Origin of the sequence: Bradyrhizobium australiense, assembly GCF_013114825.1 — a bacterium.
Classification (GTDB): Bacteria; Pseudomonadota; Alphaproteobacteria; order Rhizobiales; family Xanthobacteraceae; genus Bradyrhizobium; species Bradyrhizobium australiense.
Map to the genome: position 1 here is coordinate 624,248 of NZ_JAAVLX010000002.1, position 21,521 is coordinate 645,768.

Annotated in this window: 21 protein-coding genes and 1 pseudogene; 6 read left to right on the top strand and 16 right to left on the bottom strand. The window is 63.1% G+C overall.

Features of this window, described 5'->3' with window-relative positions; translation table 11 throughout:
- Window position 1 precedes the first annotated feature (1 nt).
- From phnK to phnG, 5 genes are read right to left on the bottom strand one after another with little or no spacing between them, the layout of a single operon-like run.
- A complete protein-coding gene (gene phnK / locus HCN58_RS06515; protein ID WP_171578505.1) occupies window positions 2-802 on the bottom strand; it encodes a phosphonate C-P lyase system protein PhnK in 801 nt (266 codons plus the stop codon).
- Window positions 795-1,679, bottom strand: a complete 885-nt coding sequence (locus tag HCN58_RS06520; RefSeq protein WP_171578506.1) for an alpha-D-ribose 1-methylphosphonate 5-phosphate C-P-lyase PhnJ — start codon at window positions 1,677-1,679, stop codon at window positions 795-797. The genes phnK and HCN58_RS06520 overlap by 8 nt, the downstream gene beginning before the upstream one ends.
- Window positions 1,676-2,779 carry a carbon-phosphorus lyase complex subunit gene (locus HCN58_RS06525; RefSeq protein WP_171578507.1) on the bottom strand — a complete coding sequence of 368 codons (1,104 nt, stop codon included), beginning with the start codon at window positions 2,777-2,779 and terminating at the stop codon, window positions 1,676-1,678. The genes HCN58_RS06520 and HCN58_RS06525 overlap by 4 nt, the downstream gene beginning before the upstream one ends.
- Window positions 2,780-2,782: 3 nt before the next feature.
- Window positions 2,783-3,391, bottom strand: coding sequence for a phosphonate C-P lyase system protein PhnH (phnH, locus tag HCN58_RS06530; protein ID WP_171578508.1), 609 nt, complete (start codon window positions 3,389-3,391; stop codon window positions 2,783-2,785).
- 4 nt (window positions 3,392-3,395) lie between these two features.
- Window positions 3,396-3,809 (bottom strand): phosphonate C-P lyase system protein PhnG, encoded by a 414-nt coding sequence (gene phnG, locus HCN58_RS06535; RefSeq protein WP_235983414.1) that lies wholly within the window; start codon window positions 3,807-3,809, stop codon window positions 3,396-3,398.
- A 173-nt stretch (window positions 3,810-3,982) separates the two neighbouring features.
- On the opposite strand from phnG, the gene phnF reads away from it, so the two are divergent.
- Window positions 3,983-4,711, top strand: a complete 729-nt coding sequence (gene phnF / locus HCN58_RS06540) for a phosphonate metabolism transcriptional regulator PhnF (RefSeq protein ID WP_171578510.1) — start codon at window positions 3,983-3,985, stop codon at window positions 4,709-4,711.
- Between the two features lie 225 nt (window positions 4,712-4,936).
- Here phnF and phnE (HCN58_RS06545) read toward each other — a convergent pair whose 3' ends face one another.
- The 4 genes from phnE (HCN58_RS06545) to phnC form a co-directional block, all read right to left on the bottom strand.
- Window positions 4,937-5,785 carry a phosphonate ABC transporter, permease protein PhnE gene (phnE, locus tag HCN58_RS06545; RefSeq protein WP_171578511.1) on the bottom strand — a complete coding sequence of 283 codons (849 nt, stop codon included), beginning with the start codon at window positions 5,783-5,785 and terminating at the stop codon, window positions 4,937-4,939.
- Entirely contained in the window at window positions 5,782-6,666 is an 885-nt protein-coding gene (gene phnE, locus HCN58_RS06550; protein WP_171578512.1) for a phosphonate ABC transporter, permease protein PhnE, read from the bottom strand. Before phnE (HCN58_RS06550) ends, phnE (HCN58_RS06545) begins: the two co-directional genes overlap by 4 nt.
- A 78-nt stretch (window positions 6,667-6,744) precedes the next feature.
- Entirely contained in the window at window positions 6,745-7,680 is a 936-nt protein-coding gene (gene phnD / locus HCN58_RS06555) for a phosphonate ABC transporter substrate-binding protein (RefSeq protein ID WP_171578513.1), read from the bottom strand.
- A gap of 73 nt (window positions 7,681-7,753) precedes the next feature.
- The gene (gene phnC / locus HCN58_RS06560) at window positions 7,754-8,560 is read right to left on the bottom strand and encodes a phosphonate ABC transporter ATP-binding protein (protein ID WP_171578514.1); all 807 of its coding nucleotides are present in this window, start codon (window positions 8,558-8,560) and stop codon (window positions 7,754-7,756) included.
- 187 nt (window positions 8,561-8,747) lie between these two features.
- Here phnC and HCN58_RS06565 point away from each other — a divergent pair.
- The 3 genes and pseudogenes from HCN58_RS06565 (at window position 8,748) to HCN58_RS06575 (ending at window position 11,314) form a co-directional block, all read left to right on the top strand.
- Window positions 8,748-9,414: pseudogene (locus tag HCN58_RS06565) on the top strand (transferase hexapeptide repeat family protein).
- The gene (locus HCN58_RS06570; RefSeq protein WP_171578515.1) at window positions 9,411-10,604 is read left to right on the top strand and encodes an alpha-D-ribose 1-methylphosphonate 5-triphosphate diphosphatase; all 1,194 of its coding nucleotides are present in this window, start codon (window positions 9,411-9,413) and stop codon (window positions 10,602-10,604) included. The pseudogene HCN58_RS06565 and the gene HCN58_RS06570 overlap by 4 nt, the downstream one beginning before the upstream one ends.
- Window positions 10,605-10,624: 20 nt before the next feature.
- Entirely contained in the window at window positions 10,625-11,314 is a 690-nt protein-coding gene (locus HCN58_RS06575) for a DUF1045 domain-containing protein (protein ID WP_171578516.1), read from the top strand.
- A gap of 9 nt (window positions 11,315-11,323) precedes the next feature.
- Here HCN58_RS06575 and HCN58_RS06580 read toward each other — a convergent pair whose 3' ends face one another.
- Genes HCN58_RS06580 through HCN58_RS06590 form a run of 3 tightly spaced genes read right to left on the bottom strand, consistent with a single transcriptional unit; the run spans window position 11,324 to window position 14,291 of the window.
- Window positions 11,324-12,823 (bottom strand): tripartite tricarboxylate transporter permease, encoded by a 1,500-nt coding sequence (locus HCN58_RS06580; RefSeq protein WP_171578517.1) that lies wholly within the window; start codon window positions 12,821-12,823, stop codon window positions 11,324-11,326.
- Window positions 12,824-12,850: 27 nt separating this feature from the next.
- A complete protein-coding gene (locus tag HCN58_RS06585) occupies window positions 12,851-13,300 on the bottom strand; it encodes a tripartite tricarboxylate transporter TctB family protein (RefSeq protein ID WP_171578518.1) in 450 nt (149 codons plus the stop codon).
- A 10-nt stretch (window positions 13,301-13,310) separates the two neighbouring features.
- Window positions 13,311-14,291 (bottom strand): Bug family tripartite tricarboxylate transporter substrate binding protein, encoded by a 981-nt coding sequence (locus tag HCN58_RS06590; RefSeq protein WP_171578519.1) that lies wholly within the window; start codon window positions 14,289-14,291, stop codon window positions 13,311-13,313.
- A gap of 234 nt (window positions 14,292-14,525) precedes the next feature.
- Between HCN58_RS06590 and HCN58_RS06595 the strand changes: the two genes are divergently transcribed.
- Window positions 14,526-15,452, top strand: a complete 927-nt coding sequence (locus tag HCN58_RS06595; RefSeq protein WP_171578520.1) for a LysR family transcriptional regulator — start codon at window positions 14,526-14,528, stop codon at window positions 15,450-15,452.
- A 64-nt stretch (window positions 15,453-15,516) separates the two neighbouring features.
- Window positions 15,517-16,467: a 5-dehydro-4-deoxyglucarate dehydratase gene (gene kdgD / locus HCN58_RS06600; protein ID WP_171578521.1), complete on the top strand. Its 951-nt coding sequence runs from the start codon at window positions 15,517-15,519 to the stop codon at window positions 16,465-16,467.
- A 144-nt stretch (window positions 16,468-16,611) separates the two neighbouring features.
- On the opposite strand, the gene mmsB is transcribed toward kdgD, so the two are convergent.
- The 4 genes from mmsB to HCN58_RS06620 form a co-directional block, all read right to left on the bottom strand.
- Entirely contained in the window at window positions 16,612-17,793 is a 1,182-nt protein-coding gene (gene mmsB / locus HCN58_RS06605; RefSeq protein WP_171578522.1) for a multiple monosaccharide ABC transporter permease, read from the bottom strand.
- Window positions 17,790-19,352, bottom strand: a complete 1,563-nt coding sequence (gene mmsA, locus HCN58_RS06610; protein WP_171578523.1) for a multiple monosaccharide ABC transporter ATP-binding protein — start codon at window positions 19,350-19,352, stop codon at window positions 17,790-17,792. The genes mmsB and mmsA overlap by 4 nt, the downstream gene beginning before the upstream one ends.
- 88 nt (window positions 19,353-19,440) lie before the next feature.
- A complete protein-coding gene (chvE, locus tag HCN58_RS06615) occupies window positions 19,441-20,514 on the bottom strand; it encodes a multiple monosaccharide ABC transporter substrate-binding protein (protein WP_171578524.1) in 1,074 nt (357 codons plus the stop codon).
- Between the two features lie 115 nt (window positions 20,515-20,629).
- Complete coding sequence (locus HCN58_RS06620) at window positions 20,630-21,514, bottom strand: SMP-30/gluconolactonase/LRE family protein (protein WP_171578662.1); 885 nt, start codon at window positions 21,512-21,514, stop codon at window positions 20,630-20,632.
- Window positions 21,515-21,521: the final 7 nt, after the last annotated feature.

The window sequence follows — 21,521 nt, forward strand, 5'->3', positions numbered from 1 at the left end:
CTCATGCCGGCAGGATCGAGGAAACGAGCAGTTGGGTATAGGGCTCGCGGGGGTCGTCGAGCACCTGGTCGGTCAGACCGGTTTCGATGACCCGGCCACCCTTCATCACCATGACGCGATGCGACAACAGCCGCGCCACAGCGAGGTCATGGGTGACGACGATGGCGGCAAGGCCGAGTTCGCTGACCAGATTGCGCATCAGATCAAGCAGCCGCGCCTGCACCGATACATCGAGCCCGCCGGTCGGCTCGTCCATGAACACCAGCCGCGGCTCGGTGACGAGATTGCGCGCGATCTGCAGCCGCTGCCGCATGCCGCCGGAATAGGTCCGCGGCGCGTCGTCGATGCGCGCGGTATCGATCTCGACCCGCTCCAGCCAAGACGAGGCGCTATCGCGAATGCGGCCGTAGTGATTCCAGCCCACCGCCATCAGCCGCTCGCCGACATTTGCGCCGGCCGAGACCGCCATCCGCAGGCCCTGCGCGGAGTCCTGGTGCACATAGCCCCAATCCGTTCGGAACAGAAAGCGGCGCTCGGCTTCACCGAGACTGGCGAGGTCGCGCAACACGCCGTCCCGCATCCGGTACGACACCCGCCCGGCGCTCGGCGCGAGTTGCGCCGACAACAATTGCAACAGCGTGGACTTTCCCGATCCGGACTCGCCGACAACAGCCAGCACCTCGCCGGAATAGAGCGCAAATGATACGTCGCGGCAGGCGATCAACCGGCCGTAGTTCTTGCCGAGATGTTCGGCGACCAGAAGCGGCTGGTCGTCCTGCGGTGGGTTTTGCGGCTCAGCCATGCGCGCTCTCCTCGTGCGGAGCCGCGCTCTCGCTGCCGCGATGACCGGCCATCTGGCGAGCCTCGCAATAATCGGTGTCCGAGCAGACGAACATCCGGCCGCCTTTGTCGTCAGTGACGATTTCGTCGAGATAGGAATTGCCGGCGCCGCACAGCGCGCAAGGCGCATCGAACCGGTAGCGCGTGAACGGGTGATCCTCGAAGTCGAGCGACACCACGTGGGTATGCGGCGGAATCGCGTAGATGCGCTTCTCGCGTCCGGCGCCGAAGAGTTGCAGCGCCGGGCACTTGTCCATCTTCGGATTGTCGAATTTCGGCGTCGGCGACGGATCCATCACATAGCGCGCATTCACCTTCACCGGATAAGCGTAGGAGGTCGCGATATGGCCGAAGCGCGCGATGTCTTCGTACAGCTTGACGTGCATCAGGCCATATTCGCCGAGCGCATGCATGCGCCGCGTCTCGGTCTCGCGCGGCTCCAGGAACCGCAACGGCTCGGGAATCGGCACCTGATAGACCAGCACCTGCCCCGCATGCAGCGGCGCTTCGGGAATCCGGTGCCGGGTCTGGATTACGGTAGCATCGGCCGTAGACGTGGTGGTTGCGACACCGGCGGTCTTGCCGAAGAATTTCCGGATCGAGATCGCGTTGGTGGTATCGTCCGATCCCTGGTCGATGACCTTCAGCACGTCCTGTGGCCCGAGAATCGCCGCCGTCACCTGCACGCCGCCGGTCCCCCAGCCATAGGGCATCGGCATTTCGCGGCTGGCGAACGGCACCTGATAACCGGGAATAGCGATCGCCTTCAGGATCGCGCGGCGGATCATCCGCTTTGTTTGTTCGTCGAGATAGGCGAAATTGTAAGCCGGTGCGTTCATTCCGCGGCCTCCTGCATGTCCGGCGCCTCATTGGCCTCGGCGAACTCCTGGCGCAGCTTGCGCAACAAACCGAGCTCTGACTGAAAGTCGACGTAATGGGGCAGCTTGAGATGCTCGACGAAGCCGGTCGCCTGAACATTGTCCGAGTGCGACATCACGAATTCCTCGTCCTGGGCCGGCGCGATCACTTCGTCGCCCAGCTCGCGGGCCCGGAGGCTGCGATCGACGAGCGCCATCGACATGGTCTTGCGCTCACTTTGTCCGAAGGCCAGGCCATAGCCGCGTGTAAAACATGGCGCTTCGGTCGCCGAGCCCTTGAACTGGTTGACCATCTGGCATTCAGTCAACGCGATCGAGCCAAGCGGCACGGCAAAGCCCGCATCCTCGGCGAAGAACTCCACCTCGACCTCGCCGAAGCGGATTTCGCCGGCGAAGGGATGGTTGCGGCCATAGCCGCGTTGTGAGGAATAGCCGAGGGCCAGCAGGAATCCCTCGTCGGCACGCGCAAGATTTTGCAGCCGCAGATCGCGGTGGGCCGGAAAGCTGAGCGGCTCGCGCGTGAGATCACCGACCGGCGCATCGGCATCCGCTGCCGGCGAAGATTCGATGAGGCCATCGCGACCGAGAATGTCGGTGACGCGCGGCGTTGCCGCCTGCGTTGCCTCCGATGTCGCCGGCTGCTCCGGCACGAAGCCGTCCGCAAGCTGTGGGTCCAGCAAGCGATGGGTGTAGTCGAAGGTGGGCCCCAAGATCTGGCCACCCGGAATATCCTTGAAGGTCGAGGAGATACGCCGGCGCACCTGCATCGCGCCGGTATCGACCGGCTCGGTCGCGCCGAAGCGCGGCAATGTGGCGCGGAAGGCGCGGACCAGGAAGATCGCCTCGATCAGGTCGCCACGCGCCTGCTTGATCGCAAGTGCCGCCAGCTCGCGATCGTAGAGCGAGCCTTCGGTCATGACCCGATCAATGCCGAGCGAGAGCTGCTCGGCGATCTGCGCCAGCGAGAGTTCAGGCACATCACGGTCGCCGCGCCGTTCATGCGCCAGCAGGCGGTGGGCGTTCTGGATGGCGCGTTCGCCTCCCTTGACGGCTACATACATGGACTACGCTCCGCTTGCGACCAGCCGCGTTGTTCGGGGGATCGCGACAATCGAGTTGTCATGGACCAGCACGACATCGATGCCGCGTGGGAACAGGGCTTCATTGATGGTGAGCCGCAGAAAGAGGTCGCGCGGCTGGAGCATCGCCTGCAGCACCGCTGTACCGTCGACGCCCGGCCCCTTCATTTCGAAGGCTGGTCCCTGCGTCAGGCTCTCAGCTTGCAGGATCAGCGTCGCCGACCGATCAGGATATTCATTGCTGCCGAACGCAAAGCGGTCGAGCGGCGGCAGATTCCTGGGGTCGCCGGCCAGCGCGAAGCTCGCGATCGAGGAATCCGCGACCACCGGCGCACTGGTATGGAACTTGAGCCACTTCGCAATAACAGGCGCGGCCGACATTGCCGCATCGAGCCAGATCGGCGTGTCGTGATCGAACAGCGTCAGCGCGATCGCGGCCGTGCCGCTCATCATCTCGTCCGGCGTTCCAACAGGGACCGTGATCCGTTGCACGCTGCCGGGACGCGCCATTGCGTCCATCACGGAGCGGAAGGTCGACTGCGCCGACAACACTTTGTCGGCAAAGCCTGCGGGCACTTCTGCAACCGTCGTCATCGCATTACCCCTCGCCGCGCACCATGGTGTAGAAATCGACCCGCGTCGCCGCCGTCTCGGCCGCCTTGCGGCTGCGATCCGCGATCATGGCGGCGCGTAACGGCGCGATCACCTTGGTCTCGATCTCACCCGAAAGCTCCGTCGACTGCACCATGGCATCGCACAGCGCGATCATCTGCGCCTTTTGCTGGTCGCGTCCGAGCACGTAGCCGAAACCGATCTCGCCGGTCGTAAGACGCACCGCCGCGCGTGATACCGTGGCCTCGCCGAGATTGAACGGCGCACCGTCGCCGCCGATGCGGCCGCGCACCATCACGAGGCCATGCTCCGGCTCGCGCAGGTTTTCGTGCATCGGCAACGCGATCGTCCCGAGGCGCCCGGCGATATCGGCCATCGCGGAATGAGCCAACACAGCCATCACTGCCCTGCGCCGCGCCTGCCCGTCGCTTTCGTCTCTCAGACCTTGGTTGCTTGCCATTACATCGGCCTTGCCGGAATCAAGTTGTCTATGATACTAGACAACTTGATAACGAAGTGCCATGACGATTTCGTGACAACGAGGTGATTTTTCCCGATGGCCCTTTTCGTTCCATGAGCATCCAGGACACGCCCTCCGGCGTCGCCTTGTGGCGGCAGGTCGCCGACGGCATCGAGCGCGGCATCGCCGACGGCCGCTTTGCCGCCGGCGAAAAGCTGCCGGGCGAGATCGAGATCGCCGAAACCTACCGGGTCAACCGCCATACCGTGCGCCGGGCGCTCGCTACGCTCGCCGAGCGCGGCCTGGTGCGTGCCGAGCGCGGCAGCGGAACGTATGTCGAGGCGCAGCGCCTCGCCTATCCGCTGCGCTCGCGCACGCGATTTTCCGAAATCGTCGGCGCCGGCGGCCGCGAGCCGCGCGGCCAATTGATCGATGCCTCCGAGGAGCCCGCGACGCGCGAACTCGCCCGTGAGCTCGGACTGAGGACCGGCGCGTCCCTGGTCCGGATCGAATCGGTGCGACTCGCTGACCGCACACCGATCTGCGTCAGCACCAGTTGGCTTTCCGCCGATCGATTTCCGGGGGCCGGAGCAGTCTTCGCCAACGCTCGCTCGATGACCAAGCTGCTGGCGCATTACGGCGTTCGCGATTATCGCCGGGCCTCAACCCGCGTCACCGCTGGGATCGTGGACGCCACCGACGCCGCAAGGCTCGATCTCGCGCTCGGGCGTCCCGTTCTCGTGGTCGACAGTACCGACGTCGACACCGGCGGCAAGCCGCTCGTCACCAAGCGCTCACGTTTTGCAGCGGAGCGTGTCGAGTTTTTGGTGGAGAACAGCTAGATTCCGTAGGTGGGCAAGGGCGCTTAAGCGCCGTGCCCACCATCCACGATGACGCGCTTTGGTAGGTCGTGGCACAGAGCTAACATCCCTTTGCCCACCCGCTCCTGCCAGACCTCATCCTCAGGAGCGCGAAGCGCGTCTCGAAGGATGCAGCGGGACCGCATGTTCGAGCCGGCGCTTTCGCGCCTCCTCACCGTGAAGGGTCTAATGGTCGCTACGGAATCGTCACGCGACCGCGCGCTGTCCGATGACGGCAAAGCGCAATTTGCCCGAGATCCAATCGATCGCGGCTACCGCGATCAGGATCATCAGGATCAGGAACGAAACCTTCTGCCACTCCAGCACGCGGATCTGTTCGGCCAGTTGCAAGCCGATTCCGCCAGCGCCGACGATGCCGATGATGGTAGCCGAGCGGGTATTGGATTCGATGAAATAGAGCACCTGCCCCGCGATGACCGGCAATACCTGCGGCATCAGGCCGAATCGTATCTCGTGCAGCGCGGTGCCGCCGGATGCCCTGATACCCTCGACCTGCTTCTTGTCGGCGGCCTCGATCGCCTCGGAGAACAATTTGCCGAACGCCCCAAAATCCGACACCGCAATCGCCAGCACGCCCGCGAATGGTCCGAGGCCGACGACGTTGATCCACACCAGTGCCCAGATCAGCGTGTCGACGCCGCGGATCGAATCGAAAGCTCGGCGCACCGGGAGACGCAGCAAGCCGGAAGGAATGATGTTGCGGGCCGCCAGCAAGCTGACCGGCAACGCCGCGATGGCGGCGATGGTGGTGCCGAGCACTGCAATCGACAGAGTCTCCCCGAGCGCGGAAAGATAGGCCGGCAATGACGGTCCGGGATCCGGCGGGATCATCATCAAGGTGATCCAGCCGAGCTGGCTCAGGCCCGATAACAGCTTTGCAGGCGAAAAATCGAGATCGACGAGGCCGACCACGAAGATGGCGGAAGCGCCGACGATCATGGCCGGCATCGTCAGGCGCGCCGAAGCAGGCCTGTTGAAGACATCAGGATATTTCGCCCGCAACTGCTCCCGGTCCGGCTTCGGCAATTGGCTCATGCGCGGGCGTCCTTGCCAAACAAGCGGCCGCGCAGCCAGCCGGTGCTGATATCGATGATGAAGACCGTGACGATGATGGTCACGAGAATTGCGCTGACATCGGAATAGTAGAATTTCCGGATCGCGACCACGAGTTCCTGCCCGATGCCGCCAGCACCGACAAAACCCATCACCGACGCCTCGCGAACGTTGATCTCGAAGCGCAGCAAGGCGTAGCTGGCATAGCCGGCCGCCACTTGCGGCAACACGGCAAAGCGCATGCAGGACAGCCAGCTACCTCCCGTCGAACGCACGCCTTCGATCGGCTTCATATCGGCATTCTCGACGATCTCCGAGAACAGTTTGCCAAGCGCACCCGTCGAATGAATGGCAATCGCCAGCACGCCTGCCATCGGTCCAAGGCCGAATGCGATGACGAAGATCAGCGCAAACACGATGCCGGGGACGGTGCGCGCGAACTCCAGCAGGCGGCGGACGGCGAAGCGCAGCCACGGCGCCGGCGAGGTATTTTGGGCGGCGAAGAAATTCAGCGCAAAAGCAAAGACAGCCCCGATCATGGTGCCGACATAGCTGATCAGGATGGTCTCGCCGAGCATCCACAGCCATTTTCGCCAGCCCCAGAACCATTCGGCGGGATTGCTCCACACCCTCGTGCCATCCTCCAGCGTGAGAATCCGGTCGAAATAGCTGACGAAGTTGCCAAAGAACGTGAACAGCGTGCGCAGGTTAACTTCAGCGCCGATGGCCGCGATGACGAGCACTGCGAAAGCCGCCGCAGCCGCCAACATCAGCCGCAGCCGTTTGCGCGCCACGGCTTGACGATAGCTCTCATCGAGAGCCGCCAGTTGCGGGGCTGGAAGAATGGAAACGGCCGTTGTCATCTATGGGATGCCGAAGGAGCGTTGAACCGAAAAAGGCCGGGTCGCATGGACTCGGCCTAGTTCACCTTTACCGACCGATCAGGACGCCTTCTTCTTGCGAAGATTATCCACGAACTTGATCAACTCAATCGTGCCGTCCCAATCCTTAGTCGTGGCCGGATTAAAGCCTTTCTTCTGACCGTCCGACAGACGATCGAACGCAGCCTTGTCCTTGGTTGGCGCTTCGCTGAAGGCCTTGGCAATTGCGGTCTTCAGATCGGCCGGAAGGTCCGAATTATAGGCATAGGGTCCGTTGATGATCGGAGCCGATTTGTGGATGATCCGGAAGTCGTCCTTCTTCATCGGCGAACCGTCGGCGTTCTTCAGCATGCCCTTGTTCAGCATTTGGGCGAGCGTGGAATCGTCGTCGTTGGTCCACTGATTGGCAGCGACTTCGACGGTGCCCTGCGCCAGCGCCAGCATGGCATTCTCATGGCTGCCGGTGAAAACCACCTTGCCGAAATAGCCATCGGCATCCGAGATGCCGAGCTTATCGAGCTCGAAGCGCGGCACGTTGTTGCCCGACGTCGAATTCGGATCGACCAGGCCAAGGTTCTTGCCCTTCAGTTGATCGATATTCTTGTAAGAACTCGACGCCTTGACGAAGAACACCGAATAATAGCCGGTCGAGCCATCGGAATTGATGTCGTTGGCGAAGGCATCGGTCTTGACGCCGGTCAGACGGGCGCGGGCAAACGATGCCGAGCCGTAGCTGGCGATATGAATGTTGCCGGCGCGCTGCCCTTCGATGACAGCAGCGTAGTCGTTGGCGATGCGTAGCGTAACCTTGACGCCGAGCTCCTTGGAGAGATAGGCGACGAACGGCGTCCAGCGCTCAGTGACGCCTGAGGCGTTTTCAGCCGGCACCACCGCAAAAATCAGTTCCGGATATTTGCTCTTCCAATCCTGCGCCGAAGCGGAAGCGGTAAACGCCAGCGCGGCAACGCCGGCAAGAACGATACGACGAGTGATCATGGTGTGCCCTCTTGTTGTGGTTACGCCTTCGCCGTTGCAGAATTGCAGCGGCTACGCTGTACAGAAAAGGAAATCAGGCCGCAGCGGCGGCCGGAACGCCCGCACCGTCGGGTGCCTGCGCGGGCGCTGTGCCCATGACGTCGTTGGCTTCGAGATCGTAGAGCTCGCGCGCGATGCGGTCGGTCAGCGTCTCGGGCGCGCCGTCGAATACCACGCGTCCGGCCGCCATGCCGATCAGACGGTCGCAATAGTTCCGCGCCAGATCGAGCGAATGCAGGTTGCAGATCACGGTGATGCCGAAATGCTTATTGATGCGCAGCAGCGCATCCATCACGATCCGGGTGTTGCGGGGATCGAGCGAGGCGATCGGCTCGTCGGCGAGAATGATGTCGGGCTCCTGTACCAGCGCACGGGCGATCGCGACACGCTGCTGCTGGCCGCCGGAAAGCTGGTCGGCGCGCTGGGCGGCGATCGCAGCCATATCGAATTGCTCCAGCGCCGATATTGCCAGCGCCCTGTCCTCCTCGGGCCAAAGCTGCGTCAGCGAACGCCAGGACGGAATTTCCGCGAGCCGCCCCATCAGCACATTGGTGAGGACGTCGAGCCGGCCGACCAGATTGAACTGCTGGAAGATCATCGCGGAGCGCGCACGCCACTGCCGCAGCTCCTTGCCGCGCAACGCGGTCACGTCGACGCCTTCGAACAGGATACGGCCTTCAGAGGGCTCGGCGAGCCGATTGATCATCCGCAGCAGCGTCGATTTTCCGGCGCCGGAGCGGCCGATCACGCCGACGAAGCTGCCGGGCTGAATCGAAAATGACGCATTATCCACCGCGGCCTTGGTGCCGAACCGGCACGTCAAACCTTCCACCACCAGCATGCAATGCTCCAGAGTTCCTGCCGTGGAGCATCGCTATCGGCTCGATCTTACAGTTGTGTGACACCAGTGCTGTGTTGCGGCGTTCGTCCACAGCGGCCCGGCGTCACGCGTCCGTCATGATCCTGTCATCAAGCACATTGAAGACGAGCGGGTGCCCCTCTTCCCCGATTGCTGATGGACATTACCGATGGCCGGCAAGGTGCTTTCCACTGAACCATTGGTCGACCCCACCGCGTCGCTGCGCGACTGCCAGCTTGGCGCCTATACCGAAGTGGGCGCCCGGACCATCCTGCTCGAGGTCACGATGGCGGATTACTCCTATGTCGTGAACGACGCGCAGATCACCTATACGACAACAGGAAAATTCTGCTCGATCGCGGGCCATGACGCGGATCAACCCAGGCAATCATCCGATGCACCGGGCCTCGCAGGCGCATTTCACCTATCGCGCGAGTTCCTATTTTCCCGGCGAGAGCGACGATGCCGAGTTCTTTGCGTGGCGCCGCGGGCACCACGTCCATATCGGCCATGACGTCTGGATCGGCCATGGCGCGGTCATTCTGCCCGGCCGCTCGATCGGCACCGGCGCGGTGGTCGCAGCCGGCGCCATCGTGACCAAGGACGTTCCCGCCTATACGATCGTTGCAGGTAATCCGGCCCGGCCGGTCAGGCGTCGGTTTCCCGAATTGATTGCCGGCAGGCTAGCCGAGCTCGCATGGTGGGATTGGGACCATGAGACGCTTCGTCGCGCCCTGCCCGATTTCCGCAAGCTCGATATCGAGGGCTTTCTCGAAAAGTACGAATCGGCCGAACCATCCGGCCTCCCACAATTCAACCCGAGTGCCGCATCATGACCGAATTGTTCATTGAAGGTGGCCGGGCCCTGCTCGGCAACGAAATCGTCGAGACCGGCTTGCGGATCGCCGGCCGCGAGATCGCAGCCGTTGGTGCGGATACCAACCACGGCACCGGCACCGTCAATGCCGATGGCCTCCTGCTATTGCCTGGCATTGTCGATCTGCATGGCGATGCCTTCGAGCGGCAGATGATGCCGCGCCCCGGAATCGATTTCCCGATCGATGTGGCGCTGGTTGATAGCGACCGGCAAGCGATCAGCAACGGGATTACGACCGTCTATCATGCCACGACCTGGTCGTGGGAGCCCGGCCTGCGCAGCGCAGAGAATGCGCGAAAACTGCTGGAATCGATCGAGCAGATGCGCCCGCAGCTCGCCGCCGACACCCGCTTCCATCTGCGGCACGAGACCTACAATCTCGATGCGGAAAGCGAGATCATCGACTGGCTGTCGGAGGGGCGCGTCGACCTGTTCGCGTTCAACGACCATATGGACTCAACGGTCGCCAGCCTCGCCAAGCCGCAGAAGCGCAGCCGAATGGTCGAACGCACGGGTCTCACCAATGAGGCGTTCGATCGCCTCGTGCAAAGCGTGGTTTCCCACAGCCACGATGTGCCGGCTTCGATCGCTCGCCTGGCGCAGGCGGCGCGCGCGGCAAACGTCCGGATGCTTTCGCATGACGACGAAAGCCCGGCGATGCGGCAGGCTTTTCGCGCGCAAGGTGTTGCCGTCGCCGAATTTCCGGTCAACGAGGAAACTGCCCGCGAGGCTGCGGAAGCCGGCGACTTCATCGTGTTCGGCGCGCCCAATGTCGTGCGCGGCGGCAGCCACACCGGCTGGACCAGGGCATCCGACATGATCGCCAAGGGCCTGTGTTCGATCCTGGCCTCGGACTATTACTATCCCGCGCCGCTATTGGCGGCATTCCGGCTTGCGGCGGACGGCGTTCTGCCGCTGACCGCAGCATGGCCATTGATCTCGGAGGCACCGGCGCGCGCCGCCGGCCTTGCCGATCGCGGCATGCTCGCCACCGGGCAGCGCGCCGACATCATTCTCGTCGATGACACGGTGCCGTTGCGGCCGCGAATCGTCGCGGTCGTTGCCGCGGGGCGTCTCGTACATCTGACGGACGCGAACCGTCTCGTCCGTTCATCCATCGTTCCGCGCAAGGCAGTTGCAGCCGCGTGAGGCGGCCCTATTCTGGCGCAATGGCAAATCTCTCCCGTTACGCAATCTATTATACCGCCACGCCCGATAGCGTGCTTGACCGGTTCGGCGCCTCTCTGCTCGGCTACGACGCTTACAGCGGCGAAGACCTGCCCTTTCCGGATGGACTCCCGTTGGATTGGCGCGACCTGACGCACGATCCGCGCAAATACGGCTTTCACGCCACGCTGAAGGCGCCGATGGCACTCGCCGACGGCAAGGCGGAGGCGCAGCTCGCCGCGGCCTGCGAATTGTTCGCCGATCTGGTCCGGCCGGTGCCAGTGATCCAACCGCTCGTCGATTCGATCAGCGGTTTCATCGCTGTAATTCCTGCCGAACCGTCGGCAGATCTCGACCTGCTCGCCGCTCAGGCGACCAGGGCATTCGATTCGTTCCGTGCCCAACTCAGCGCGGAAGATCGCGCACGGCGCAATCCGGCCGCGCTGACGCCGCGCCAGCGCGACTATCTCGACCGCTGGGGCTACCCTTACGTCTTCGATGAATTTCGCTTCCACATGACACTGACCGGACGGCTTCCCGCCGAACGGCGCGAGCATGTTGTGGCGATGCTGCGCAGCAGGTTTTCCGCAACCGGCATGGAGATGCTCGCGATCGACGCCATCGCCCTGTGCCGTCAAGATAATCCGAATTCGCGCTTTCGGGTCATCGGCCGCTGGCAATTGCGCGGCTGACGCCTGCGCTCACTCCGCCAGCGCCTCTTTCCGCGTTTTCAGTATTTCCGGCGACAGCATCGCGAGCAACAGAATGGCGACGATGCCCAGGATAACCGCGCTGATCGGCCGCGATAGAAAGACGGTGAAATCGCCGTCCGCAATCAACATCGTGCGCCGGAAGTTTTCCTCCAATTGCGGGCCGAGCACGAGCCCGAGCAGCAGCGGCGCCGGCTCGACGCCGATCTCGATGAAGAAATAGCCGATCATGGCGCAGCCCATCATCAGCCAGACATTGAACAGGCTGTTGGCGATCCCGTAAGTACCGATGCAGCAGAACAGAACGATGGCAGGAAACAGCAAGCGGTAGGGAATCTTCAGCATCGAGACCCACAGGCCGACTAGCGGCAGGTTGATGACCAGCAGCATCAGGTTGCCAACCCACATGCTGGCTATGACGCCCCAGACGAGCTTCGGCTGCTCGGTCATGATCTGCGGACCGGGTTGTATGCCCTGCATCATCAGCGCGCCGATCATCAGCGCCATCAGGGCGTTGGCGGGAATGCCGAGCGTCAGCAGCGGAATGAAGCTGGTCTGCGCGCCGGCATTGTTGGCGGCCTCCGGGCCGGCAACGCCCTCGATGGCGCCTTTGCCGAAGCGCGAGGGATCGCGGGCGAGCTTCTTCTCCAGAGCGTAAGAGGAGAACGGCGGAAGCGCAGCACCCCCGCCGGGCAATACGCCCAGCACGGAGCCCAGCGCAGTGCCGCGTACCATGGCCGGAAAAGCCGCCCGCAAATCCTCCCGGCTCGGGATCAGGCTGCGGATCGACTGGCTGACGACACGGCGCTCGGCGGGTCTCTCCAGATTGGCGATGATTTCACCCAGCCCGAACAGGCCCATCGCGATCGGCACGAAATCAAGACCGTCCGACAGCGCGGCAATGCCGAAGGTCATGCGCGCGACGCCCGAGCTCACATCGATCCCGACCAGGCCGAGCAACAGCCCCAGCAGCACCATCGCCAGCGATTTGGCGACCGAGCCATGCGCGAGCACAACCGCGGCAATCAGACCGAGCACCAGGAGACTGAAATATTCGACGGCGGTGAATTTGAGCGCCAGCACCGACAGCGGGACGCTGAGTACCGCGATGACGATCGTCGCCATCGTGCCGGCAAAGAACGAGGCGATCGCGGCAATGGCGAGCGCGGTTCCGGCCCTGCCCTGCTTGGCCATCTCGTGACCGTCGATACAGGTAACGACCGATGACGTCTCGCCCGGCACATTGACCAGGATGGCGGTGGTCGAGCCGCCATATTGCGCGCCGTAGAAGATGCCGGCCAGCATGATCATGGCGCTGTCAGGCGAGAGGCCGAAGGTGAAGGGCAACAGCAACGCCACCGTCGGAATCGGACCGATGCCGGGCAGCACGCCGATCGCGGTCCCGATGACCACGCCGATCAGGCAGAACAGCAGATTGTTGAGTTGGAGGGCCGTCGAAAGACCCATCAGCAGATTGTCAAAGAGTTCCATATGCGTCTGCCTGCGAAGCGCGCCGCCCTAGCGGGGCCAGATCGGGATCGGCAAGCCCAGCAACTTGACGAACAGAAGAACCGCGGCACCTGAGAGCACGACGGCAAACGCCACGGTTTCGACGAGCCGCCCTTCCCGCGTGGCGAAGCTCGCGAGAATCACGGCGGCGACGGAGGCGATCGCGAGGCCAAGGCGCTCGGCCGTCAGCGCGAAAACGCCGACGGAAGCCAGGATAGCCAGCAGCGGCCGCAACTGAACCGGCGCAATACCGCGGCCCGCGCGCCAGAGCCCGCGCCCGCTGAAAAAAAGGCCGAACGCCATCAGCGCGAGTGCGACGACGCGGGGCATGTAGCCCGGCCCCATGTCGGCCGCGTGACCAATCACCAGGTTGCGCGTGGCAACGAGCGTACCTGTGGCCACCGCCACGAGGAACAGGCCAAACAGCAGGTCCTGCAGGTCGATCCGGGAACGTGTCATCCGCCTGCCCTCAGCTACCCTTGATGCCAGCCTCGCGAATGATTGTGCCCCAGCGTGTCGTCGCGTCCTTGAGCCAATCGCGGAATTCCTCCGGCGATTGGGCGCGCACCACGCCACCCTGCTCGGCGATCTTCTGCTGAATCTCAGGCATCTCGAGGATTTTGCGGATTTCGGCGTTCAACCGCGCGATCATGGCGGGCGGCGTGCCGCCGGTGGTCAGGATACCCTGCCATGTCCCGGCATCGCCGCCGGGCAGGCCCGCCTCCTTGAAGGTCGGCAGATCGGGAGCCGACGCCACCCGTTGCTCGCCGGTGACGGCAAGTCCGGTGAGCTGCTTGTTCACGACGAACGGCAATGTTGCGGTGGCGCCGTTGATGATCACGTTGCTTTCGCCTGATACGACCGCGCGAGAGGCGGCCGCCCCACCCTTGTAGGGAACGTTTTTCCACTGAATCCCGAGTTGCTTTGCCATCGCCACGGCCGTGATGTGCGTAGCGCCACCGACGCCGGAATTGGCGATCGTGAGCTTGTTCGGATTGGCCTTGGCGTATTCGATCAATTCCGTCGGCGACTTCACTGCAAGCGATTCATGAACGGCCAGGACGTACGGGCCGAACATCACCATGGAGATGGGCGCAAGGTCCTTCTGAACGTCGAACGTGAGATCGGAGAACAGGCTCGGCGCCGTCGCCAGCGAGCCGACATCCATCAGCAACAGGGTATGTCCGTCAGGCTGCGCCTTGGCGACGGCGTCGGCCCCGAGATTGCCGGCCGCGCCAGGCTTGTTCTCGACCACGACCGACTGCCCGATCGCGGCGGATAGTTTTGGGCTGATCAGGCGCGCCAGGATGTCCGAGGTTCCGCCGGGAGCGAACGGCACGATCAGCCGCACCGGCCGCTCGAAATTCTGAGCCCCAGCCCCGCTTGGCGCCAAGGCACACACCGTAAGGACAGCGGCGGCGATCGCCTGGGCGAGAGATGGCATGGACATCCTTCTTCCTCCGTTTCAAAGCGCAGTTCAGCGCGTTCCCGCCGTTTCACCGGCTGGCTGCAGGCCTCCGAGGCTGCGTTGAGGGAGGAAGATAGGTCACGGGCAAGGTCGCCCATGAATTAGTCTGCGGATAGGTCGATACCTTTTTTGGATGGATCGGCCGCGCATCAGCCGATAGAAGCAGGACATCCGGCGGGTGCCGCCCCCTCGTCTCAGGTCGAAGATTCAAATTTCATGTTTGAGTTGAGCCAGTTGCGCTGCTTCGTTGCAGTTGCGGAAGAACTGCATTTCGGGCGCGCGGCGCTGCGGCTGAACATGACGCAGCCGCCGCTCAGCCGGCAGATCCAGATTCTCGAACGCGTCCTCGATGTGAGACTGCTGGAACGCAGCAACCGGGCCGTCCGGCTGACGCCCGCGGGGCAGCGTTTTCTGGTGGATGCGCGGCATCTCCTCAAGCTCGCCGAAAGCGCGGCCGTGCTGGCCCGCCGGATGGCAAGCGGCAAGGCCGGATCGATCAATATCGGTTTCACGGCGACATCCGCCTACAGCTACGTGCCGGCGCTGGTCGCGGCCTGCCGGCGTGAACTGCCCGATGTCGAGATCTCGCTGAAGGAAATGGTTTCCAGCGAGCAACTCAAGCGACTCGATTCCGGCGAGATCGATATCGGCCTGCTCCGCCCGCCGATTCCGCGCGGTAATCTTGATGCCTTTCGTGTGACGGCGGAGCCGCTGGTCACAGCACTGCCGGGCGACCACCCGCTGGCGAAGGCGGCCGAGCTCCGTCTGGAGGATCTCGCACGCGAGCCCTTCATCATGTACGAGCCCTATGAGGCCCGCTATTTTCACGATCTCCTGGTCGAGCTGTTTTCACGCGCAGGTCTGGTGCCGAATTACGCGCAGCATCTTGCTCAGATCCATTCGATCCTCGCCATGGTGCATTCGGGCGTCGGCGTGGCGTTAGTTCCCGAGGCCGCGGCGAATCTGCGCTTCAGCGGCGTAGTGCTGCGGCCCGTCCTGATGCAGTGGCAGCGGCCGGCCGAATTGTTCTTTGTTCGGCGCGGTGACAATGACAATCCGCTTCTTCCCGTTATTGCCGGAGTTGCCCGAGACCTTGCCGCCCAGCCCGGCTCGATCCAATCAATGGATCGATCGATACAGTGATTGGGTCTCCGTCCGTGGCGATCTTGCATTAATCCTTCGGCGTAAGCCGCTGAAGGATCAGAGCATGAGCAGGATGACCCCCAAGGAGATGGCCAGCCGGATCGGCGATGGCCTGCTGTCGTTCCCCGTCACACCGTTTCGGCCCGACAACACGTTCGACGAGAGCCGCTACCGCTCCAATCTCGACTGGCTGTGTGGGTATGAGGTGGCGGGACTCTTTGCCGCCGGCGGCACCGGCGAATTCTTCTCGCTGAGCCCGGCCGAGGTCGCGAAGGTGGTGGCAACGGCTGTGGACGAGACCAAGGGACGCGTGCCAGTGCTCGCCGGGATCGGCCATGGCACCGCGATGGCGACGCAACTTGCCATTGGGGTCGACGCGGCTGGCGCCGACGGTGTGTTGCTGCTGCCGCCTTATCTGGTCTTTTCGGAGCAGGAAGGACTGGCGGCGCATATCGAGGCGGTGTGCAACGCCACCAAGCTCGGCGTCATCGTCTATAACCGGGACAATGCGATCCTGAACGAGGATACGCTCGAAAAGCTGTGCCAGCGCTGCCCCAACCTGGTCGGCTATAAAGATGGTATCGGCGACATCGAGCTGATGACCCGTATCCATCTGCGCATGGGCGACCGGCTGACCTATATCGGCGGGCTGCCCACCGCCGAGACCTTTGCACTGCCTTATCTGGAAATGGGCGTAACCACTTATTCCTCCGCCGTATTCAATTTCGTTCCGGAGTTCTCGACCAAGTTCTACGCGGCCGTGCGGCGCCGCGACCGCGAAACGGTGCAGGCCGGGCTGCGCGACTTCATCCTTCCGCTGATCGCGATCCGCAACCGCAAACGCGGCTATGCCGTCTCGATCATCAAGGCCGGCATGAAGGTGATCGGCCGTGACAGCGGCCATGTCCGCTCGCCACTGACGGACCTGACGCCGGCCGAGACTGAGGAATTGGCGGCGCTCGTCGCGCGTCTCGAAACCAGCGAGTTCGCAAAGCGAGAACTGGCAGCGGCCTAGAGCCTGAAGCAAGCTTGGTGATCCGTCACCCTGAGGCCGCCGTGCGCAGCGCGGCCCTCGAAGGGCGACGGCCACCAGCGGGGCCGCTCATCCTTCGAGGCCCGCTCCGCTCGCAGCTCAGGATGACGGAGATAATGCAAGGGCCTATCGCCGCTGGTTGTAAACGTCCAGGCAGACCGCACCGAGCAGCACCAGGCCCTTGATCACCTGCTGATAGTCGATGCCGATGCCGAGGATCGACATGCCGTTGTTCATGACGCCCATGATCATGGCCCCGATCACCGCGCCGCCGACCTTGCCGACGCCGCCATAGGCAGACGCGCCGCCGATGAAGCAGGCGGCGATGACGTCGAGCTCGAAGCCGGCGCCGGCCTTCGGCGTCGCCGTATTGAGCCGCGCGGCGAACACGAGGCCGGCGAGTGCCGCCAGCACGCCCATATTGACGAAGGTCAAAAACGTCAGCCGTTCGGTCTTGATGCCGGACAGGCTCGCGGCCCTGGCGTTGCCGCCGATGGCATAGATATGACGGCCGATCACGGTGCGGGTGGTGACGAAGCCATAAAGCGCGATCAGCGCCGTCATGATCACCAGCACGTTGGGCAAACCGCGATGCGAGGCGATCAGTCCCGCAAAGAACACGATCACGGCGAACAGCACCGCGCTCTTGGCAACGAAGAAACCAAACGGCTCCACTTCGATGCCGTGCGACGCCTGCCGCGCGCGGCTCTTGGCGCTGGTATAGACAAGGGCCACCGCCAACACCGCACCGATCAATAGCGACGTCGGATAGAGCGTGCCTGCACCGGGAAACAGTTCGGGAATGAACCCCGAGGACAGTTTCTGGAAGGTCGGCGGAAATGGCCCGACCGACTGACCCGCCAGGATGGCAAGCGCAAGTCCCTTGAACACCAGCATGCCGGCCAGCGTCACGATAAAGGACGGGATCTTGAAATAGGCAATCCAATAGCCCTGCGCGGCGCCGATCAGGGCGCCGACCAGCAGGCAGGCGATAAAGGCCAGCGGATAGGCAACGTGATAGCGCACCATCAGCACGGCAGCGACGGCGCCGACGAAGCCGGCGACCGAGCCGACCGACAGATCGATATGGCCGGTGACGATGATCAGCAGCATGCCGAGCGCCATGATCACGATGTAGCTGTTCTGCAGAACCAGATTGGTCAGGTTCAGGGGCTGCAGCAGCGTGCCGTCGGTCATGACCTGGAAGAACAGCATGATCGCAAACAGCGACAGCAGCATGCCGTAGCTGCGCAAATTGTTCTTGATGAAGCCGGTGTGCCCGGGCAGCGCAACCGTCTTGTCGGTCATGGCCGCAAGTCTCCCTGAAGTACCTTCTTGTCGATTTTCTTGTTGCGCATGATGGCGCGCATGATCCTTTCCTGGGTGGCTTCTGCGGCGGTGAATTCCCCGACGAACGCGCCGTCATTCATCACGCAGATACGGTCGCAGACACCGAGCAGTTCCGGCATTTCCGACGAGATCATCACCACCCCCTTGCCCGCTTCGGCAAGCTCGTTGATGATACAATAGATTTCGTATTTTGCCCCGACATCGATGCCGCGCGTCGGCTCGTCGAGGATTAATACTTTCGGATCGGTCATCAGCCACTTCGACAGCACCACCTTCTGCTGGTTGCCGCCGGAGAGCTGGCCGGTCTCCTGATAGACGTCGGAACAACGGATCCGCATCCGGTTGCGGTACTCGCTCGCGACACGCAGCTCGGACATGTCATCGATCATGCCCTGCCGCGCCACGCGGTCAAGACTCGCCAGCGTAATGTTCTTGCGGACGTCGGCATCCAGGATCAAGCCGAGCTGCTTGCGATCCTCGGTGACGTAAGCGAGGCCGGCGTCGATCGCCGCCGCCACGCTCGACAAATTGACCTCCCTTCGGTCGAGCCAGATACGCCCACTGATCCGCTCCCCCCAGGCGCGGCCGAATAGGCTCATGGCGAATTCGGTGCGGCCGGCACCCATCAGCCCGGCGATCCCAACCACCTCGCCGCGCCGGACCTCGAAATCGACGCCCTTTATCACCCGGCGATCCCTGTGCAGCGGGTGGTGCACCGTCCAATCCTGCACGGCGAAGACCGGTTGTCCGATCGTGGCGGTGCGTTGCGGAAAGCGATGGGCCAAGTCGCGGTTGACCATGCTGCGGATAATCCGGTCCTCTTCCACCGGCTCGGCCCGGCAATCGATGCTGTCGACCGTGCGGCCGTCGCGCAGCACTGTGATCCGGTCGGCGACGCGGGCGACCTCCGACAATTTGTGCGAGATCAGGATCGAAGCGATGCCCTGGGTGCGGAATGCAAGCAGGCGATCCAAAAGCGCAGCGCTGTCGTTTTCGTTCAGACTCGCGGTCGGCTCGTCGAGGATCAGCAACCGCACCCTCTTGGACAAGGCCTTGGCAATCTCAACCAATTGCTGCTTGCCGACGCCGAGATCCGTCACCAAGGTATCGGGCATCTCGGTGAGGCCGACCTGCGCGAGCAACTCCTGGGTCCGGCGGTAGACCGTGTCGCGGTCGATCACGCCAAGACGTGACGGCGGATGCGACAGGAAGATGTTCTCCGCGATCGACATCAACGGAATCAGCGCCAATTCCTGGTGGATGATGATGATGCCAAGGGCTTCGGAATCGTTGACATCGCGGAAGCGCCGCTCCTCGCCGTCGAATATGATGCTGCCCTCATAATCGCCGTAGGGATAGACGCCGCTGAGAACCTTCATCAGGGTCGACTTGCCGGCGCCGTTCTCGCCGACCAGCGCATGGATCTGCCCCACTTCTACCGTGAAGTTGACGTCGCGCAGGGCCTGCACGCCGGCAAAGCTCTTGCTTACCCCGCGCATTTCGAGAATTGCGGTCATCGCGCCATCACGTCCCTTGTCTGTCTACCCCGTAGCGGTCGCTCACAGGCAGAGGGCGGCGCCGGTCATCGCCGGCGCCGCCTCCCGCTCAGTCGAACTGCGAACGCTTGTAGTAACCGCTGTCGATCAGCACCTTCTCCCAGTTGCTCTTGTCGACGACAACAGGCTTCAGGAGATAGGACGGTACCACCTTGACGCCGTTGTTATAGGTCTTGGTATCGTTGACGGTCACTTCCTTGCCGCTGAGCGCCGCATCCACCATGTCGGCCGTAACACGGGCGAGATCGCGAGTATCCTTGAAGATCGTCGAATATTGTTCGCCGCGCAGCATCGACTTGATCGACGGCACCTCGGCATCCTGGCCGCTGACAACAGGCATCGGCATGTTGCCGCTGCCGTAGCCTACTCCCTTCAGCGATGAGAGAATCCCGATCGAGAGGCCGTCATAGGGCGAGAGCACCGCATCGACCCGCTTGCGGCCGTAAAACGCGCTCAGGAGGTTATCCATGCGTGCCTGGGCGGTGGCGCCGTCCCAGCGCAGCGTCGAGACCTTGTCCATGCCCATCTGGCCGCTGGCGACCACCAGCTTGCCCTTGTCGATATAGGGCTGCAGCACCGACATCGAGCCGTTGTAGAAGAAGTAGGCGTTGTTGTCGTCCGGCGAGCCGCCGAACAGTTCAATGTTGAAGGGGCCCTTGCCTTCCTTCAAGCCCAACGCCTGCTCGATCGACTGCGCCTGCAGCACGCCGACCTGAAAATTGTCGAAGGTGGCGTAGTAATCGACATTGGGCGTGTCGCGGATCAGACGGTCATAGGCGATCACGATGATCCCCTTGGCCTTGGCCTGCTTCAGCACGTCGGACAGTGTGGTGCCGTCGATCGCCGCAATCACCAGCACCTTGGCGCCCTTGGTTACCATGTTCTCGACTTGCGAGAGCTGGTTCGGAATGTCGTCCTCGGCATATTGCAGGTCGGTGCCGTAGCCGCGCTCTTTAAGGATCTTGACGATGTTGTTGCCATCGTCGATCCAGCGCGCCGACGATTTGGTCGGCATGGCGATGCCAACGGTCCCCTTGCTTTGCGCGAACGCGCCGGTCACCGCCGTCGTGGCCATGGTGGCTGCCAGCGCAAGGGCCGACAAAGTGGTCTTCAGACTAGTCATGCTTCACTCCCTTGATCATCGAGGATCTGTGGTTCCTGGATTGTCGGACCGCTCAATCGCGGTTCTTGAAACTCGGTCGTTCTGCGCGTTTGTGCCGCGCCCTCGTCTTCCTCCATCAATCCGTTGCAAGTTTGACGTCTGGTTCAGGGCGGCCGCGCGCCGCAACCTCGAGCACGAAGGTGCGGCCATGATCGGGATCGGCGCGTTTCGCGTCATCCGCCATCCCCTGCCAGGCCGAGGTAGCGAGCAGGCGCGAAAAATCCTGCCCGATGAAAGCGGGACAGCTCGATTGCCGTGCCGGGACACGGAGACTGCGCAGATGCTCGCCTTGCGGGCTGTAGACGTCAATGCAGCCGCCGCCCCAGCGCGCGTTCCAGATCAGCCCGTCGGCATCGACCACCGCACCGTCGATGCCGCCGCCGCTCCGCCGGGTGACCAACACGGTCGGCTCGGCCTGCGGCAGACCCGTCGCCGCGTCGAGATCGACGCGGAATAGCACGTTCTCCCCTGTGTCAGCGAAGTAGCCGATAGTCCCGTCCGGCGAGAAGCAGATCGCATTCGGGATCGTGACATTGCCGTAGAGGCGCGACAGCTCGCCGCCGTGCAGCGCATAGATGGCGCCCAGTCCCCGCTCGGCTTGGCGGCCCATGGTGCCGATCCAGAATGTGCCGGACGGGTGCACCCGTGCATCGTTCGAGCGCGTGGCGACATTGTCGGCTTCGAGCGAACGGTACAGCGCCATCCGTCCATCCGCCGTATCGCGGATATAAAGACCATCATCAGCAACGAGAAGCTGACGATGCGTATCGATCCGCCCAAGCGCACTGCCCATTACGCCAAGGGAATGGATGGTGATCCGCCCCGAATCAAGCCGTGCCTCGAACAGCCGGCGTTCGAGGATATCGAACCACCAGGCGGTATCGGTGGCGACGTCGTAGGTCGGCCCCTCGCCAAGATGGCACCGCTCGCTGCAAAGAACGGTCGTCGGCACCTCTTCCATCTTGTGA

Coding starts and splice junctions, on each gene's coding strand:
- phnK (WP_171578505.1), bottom strand. CDS start 802: ATGGCTGAGCCGCAAAACCCACCGCAGGACGACCAGCCGCTTCTGGTC.
- HCN58_RS06520 (WP_171578506.1), bottom strand. CDS start 1,679: ATGAACGCACCGGCTTACAATTTCGCCTATCTCGACGAACAAACAAAG.
- HCN58_RS06525 (WP_171578507.1), bottom strand. CDS start 2,779: ATGTATGTAGCCGTCAAGGGAGGCGAACGCGCCATCCAGAACGCCCAC.
- phnH (WP_171578508.1), bottom strand. CDS start 3,391: ATGACGACGGTTGCAGAAGTGCCCGCAGGCTTTGCCGACAAAGTGTTG.
- phnG (WP_235983414.1), bottom strand. CDS start 3,809: ATGGCTGTGTTGGCTCATTCCGCGATGGCCGATATCGCCGGGCGCCTC.
- phnF (WP_171578510.1), top strand. CDS start 3,983: ATGAGCATCCAGGACACGCCCTCCGGCGTCGCCTTGTGGCGGCAGGTC.
- phnE (WP_171578511.1), bottom strand. CDS start 5,785: ATGAGCCAATTGCCGAAGCCGGACCGGGAGCAGTTGCGGGCGAAATAT.
- phnE (WP_171578512.1), bottom strand. CDS start 6,666: ATGACAACGGCCGTTTCCATTCTTCCAGCCCCGCAACTGGCGGCTCTC.
- phnD (WP_171578513.1), bottom strand. CDS start 7,680: ATGATCACTCGTCGTATCGTTCTTGCCGGCGTTGCCGCGCTGGCGTTT.
- phnC (WP_171578514.1), bottom strand. CDS start 8,560: ATGCTGGTGGTGGAAGGTTTGACGTGCCGGTTCGGCACCAAGGCCGCG.
- HCN58_RS06570 (WP_171578515.1), top strand. CDS start 9,411: ATGACCGAATTGTTCATTGAAGGTGGCCGGGCCCTGCTCGGCAACGAA.
- HCN58_RS06575 (WP_171578516.1), top strand. CDS start 10,625: ATGGCAAATCTCTCCCGTTACGCAATCTATTATACCGCCACGCCCGAT.
- HCN58_RS06580 (WP_171578517.1), bottom strand. CDS start 12,823: ATGGAACTCTTTGACAATCTGCTGATGGGTCTTTCGACGGCCCTCCAA.
- HCN58_RS06585 (WP_171578518.1), bottom strand. CDS start 13,300: ATGACACGTTCCCGGATCGACCTGCAGGACCTGCTGTTTGGCCTGTTC.
- HCN58_RS06590 (WP_171578519.1), bottom strand. CDS start 14,291: ATGTCCATGCCATCTCTCGCCCAGGCGATCGCCGCCGCTGTCCTTACG.
- HCN58_RS06595 (WP_171578520.1), top strand. CDS start 14,526: ATGTTTGAGTTGAGCCAGTTGCGCTGCTTCGTTGCAGTTGCGGAAGAA.
- kdgD (WP_171578521.1), top strand. CDS start 15,517: ATGAGCAGGATGACCCCCAAGGAGATGGCCAGCCGGATCGGCGATGGC.
- mmsB (WP_171578522.1), bottom strand. CDS start 17,793: ATGACCGACAAGACGGTTGCGCTGCCCGGGCACACCGGCTTCATCAAG.
- mmsA (WP_171578523.1), bottom strand. CDS start 19,352: ATGACCGCAATTCTCGAAATGCGCGGGGTAAGCAAGAGCTTTGCCGGC.
- chvE (WP_171578524.1), bottom strand. CDS start 20,514: ATGACTAGTCTGAAGACCACTTTGTCGGCCCTTGCGCTGGCAGCCACC.
- HCN58_RS06620 (WP_171578662.1), bottom strand. CDS start 21,514: ATGGAAGAGGTGCCGACGACCGTTCTTTGCAGCGAGCGGTGCCATCTT.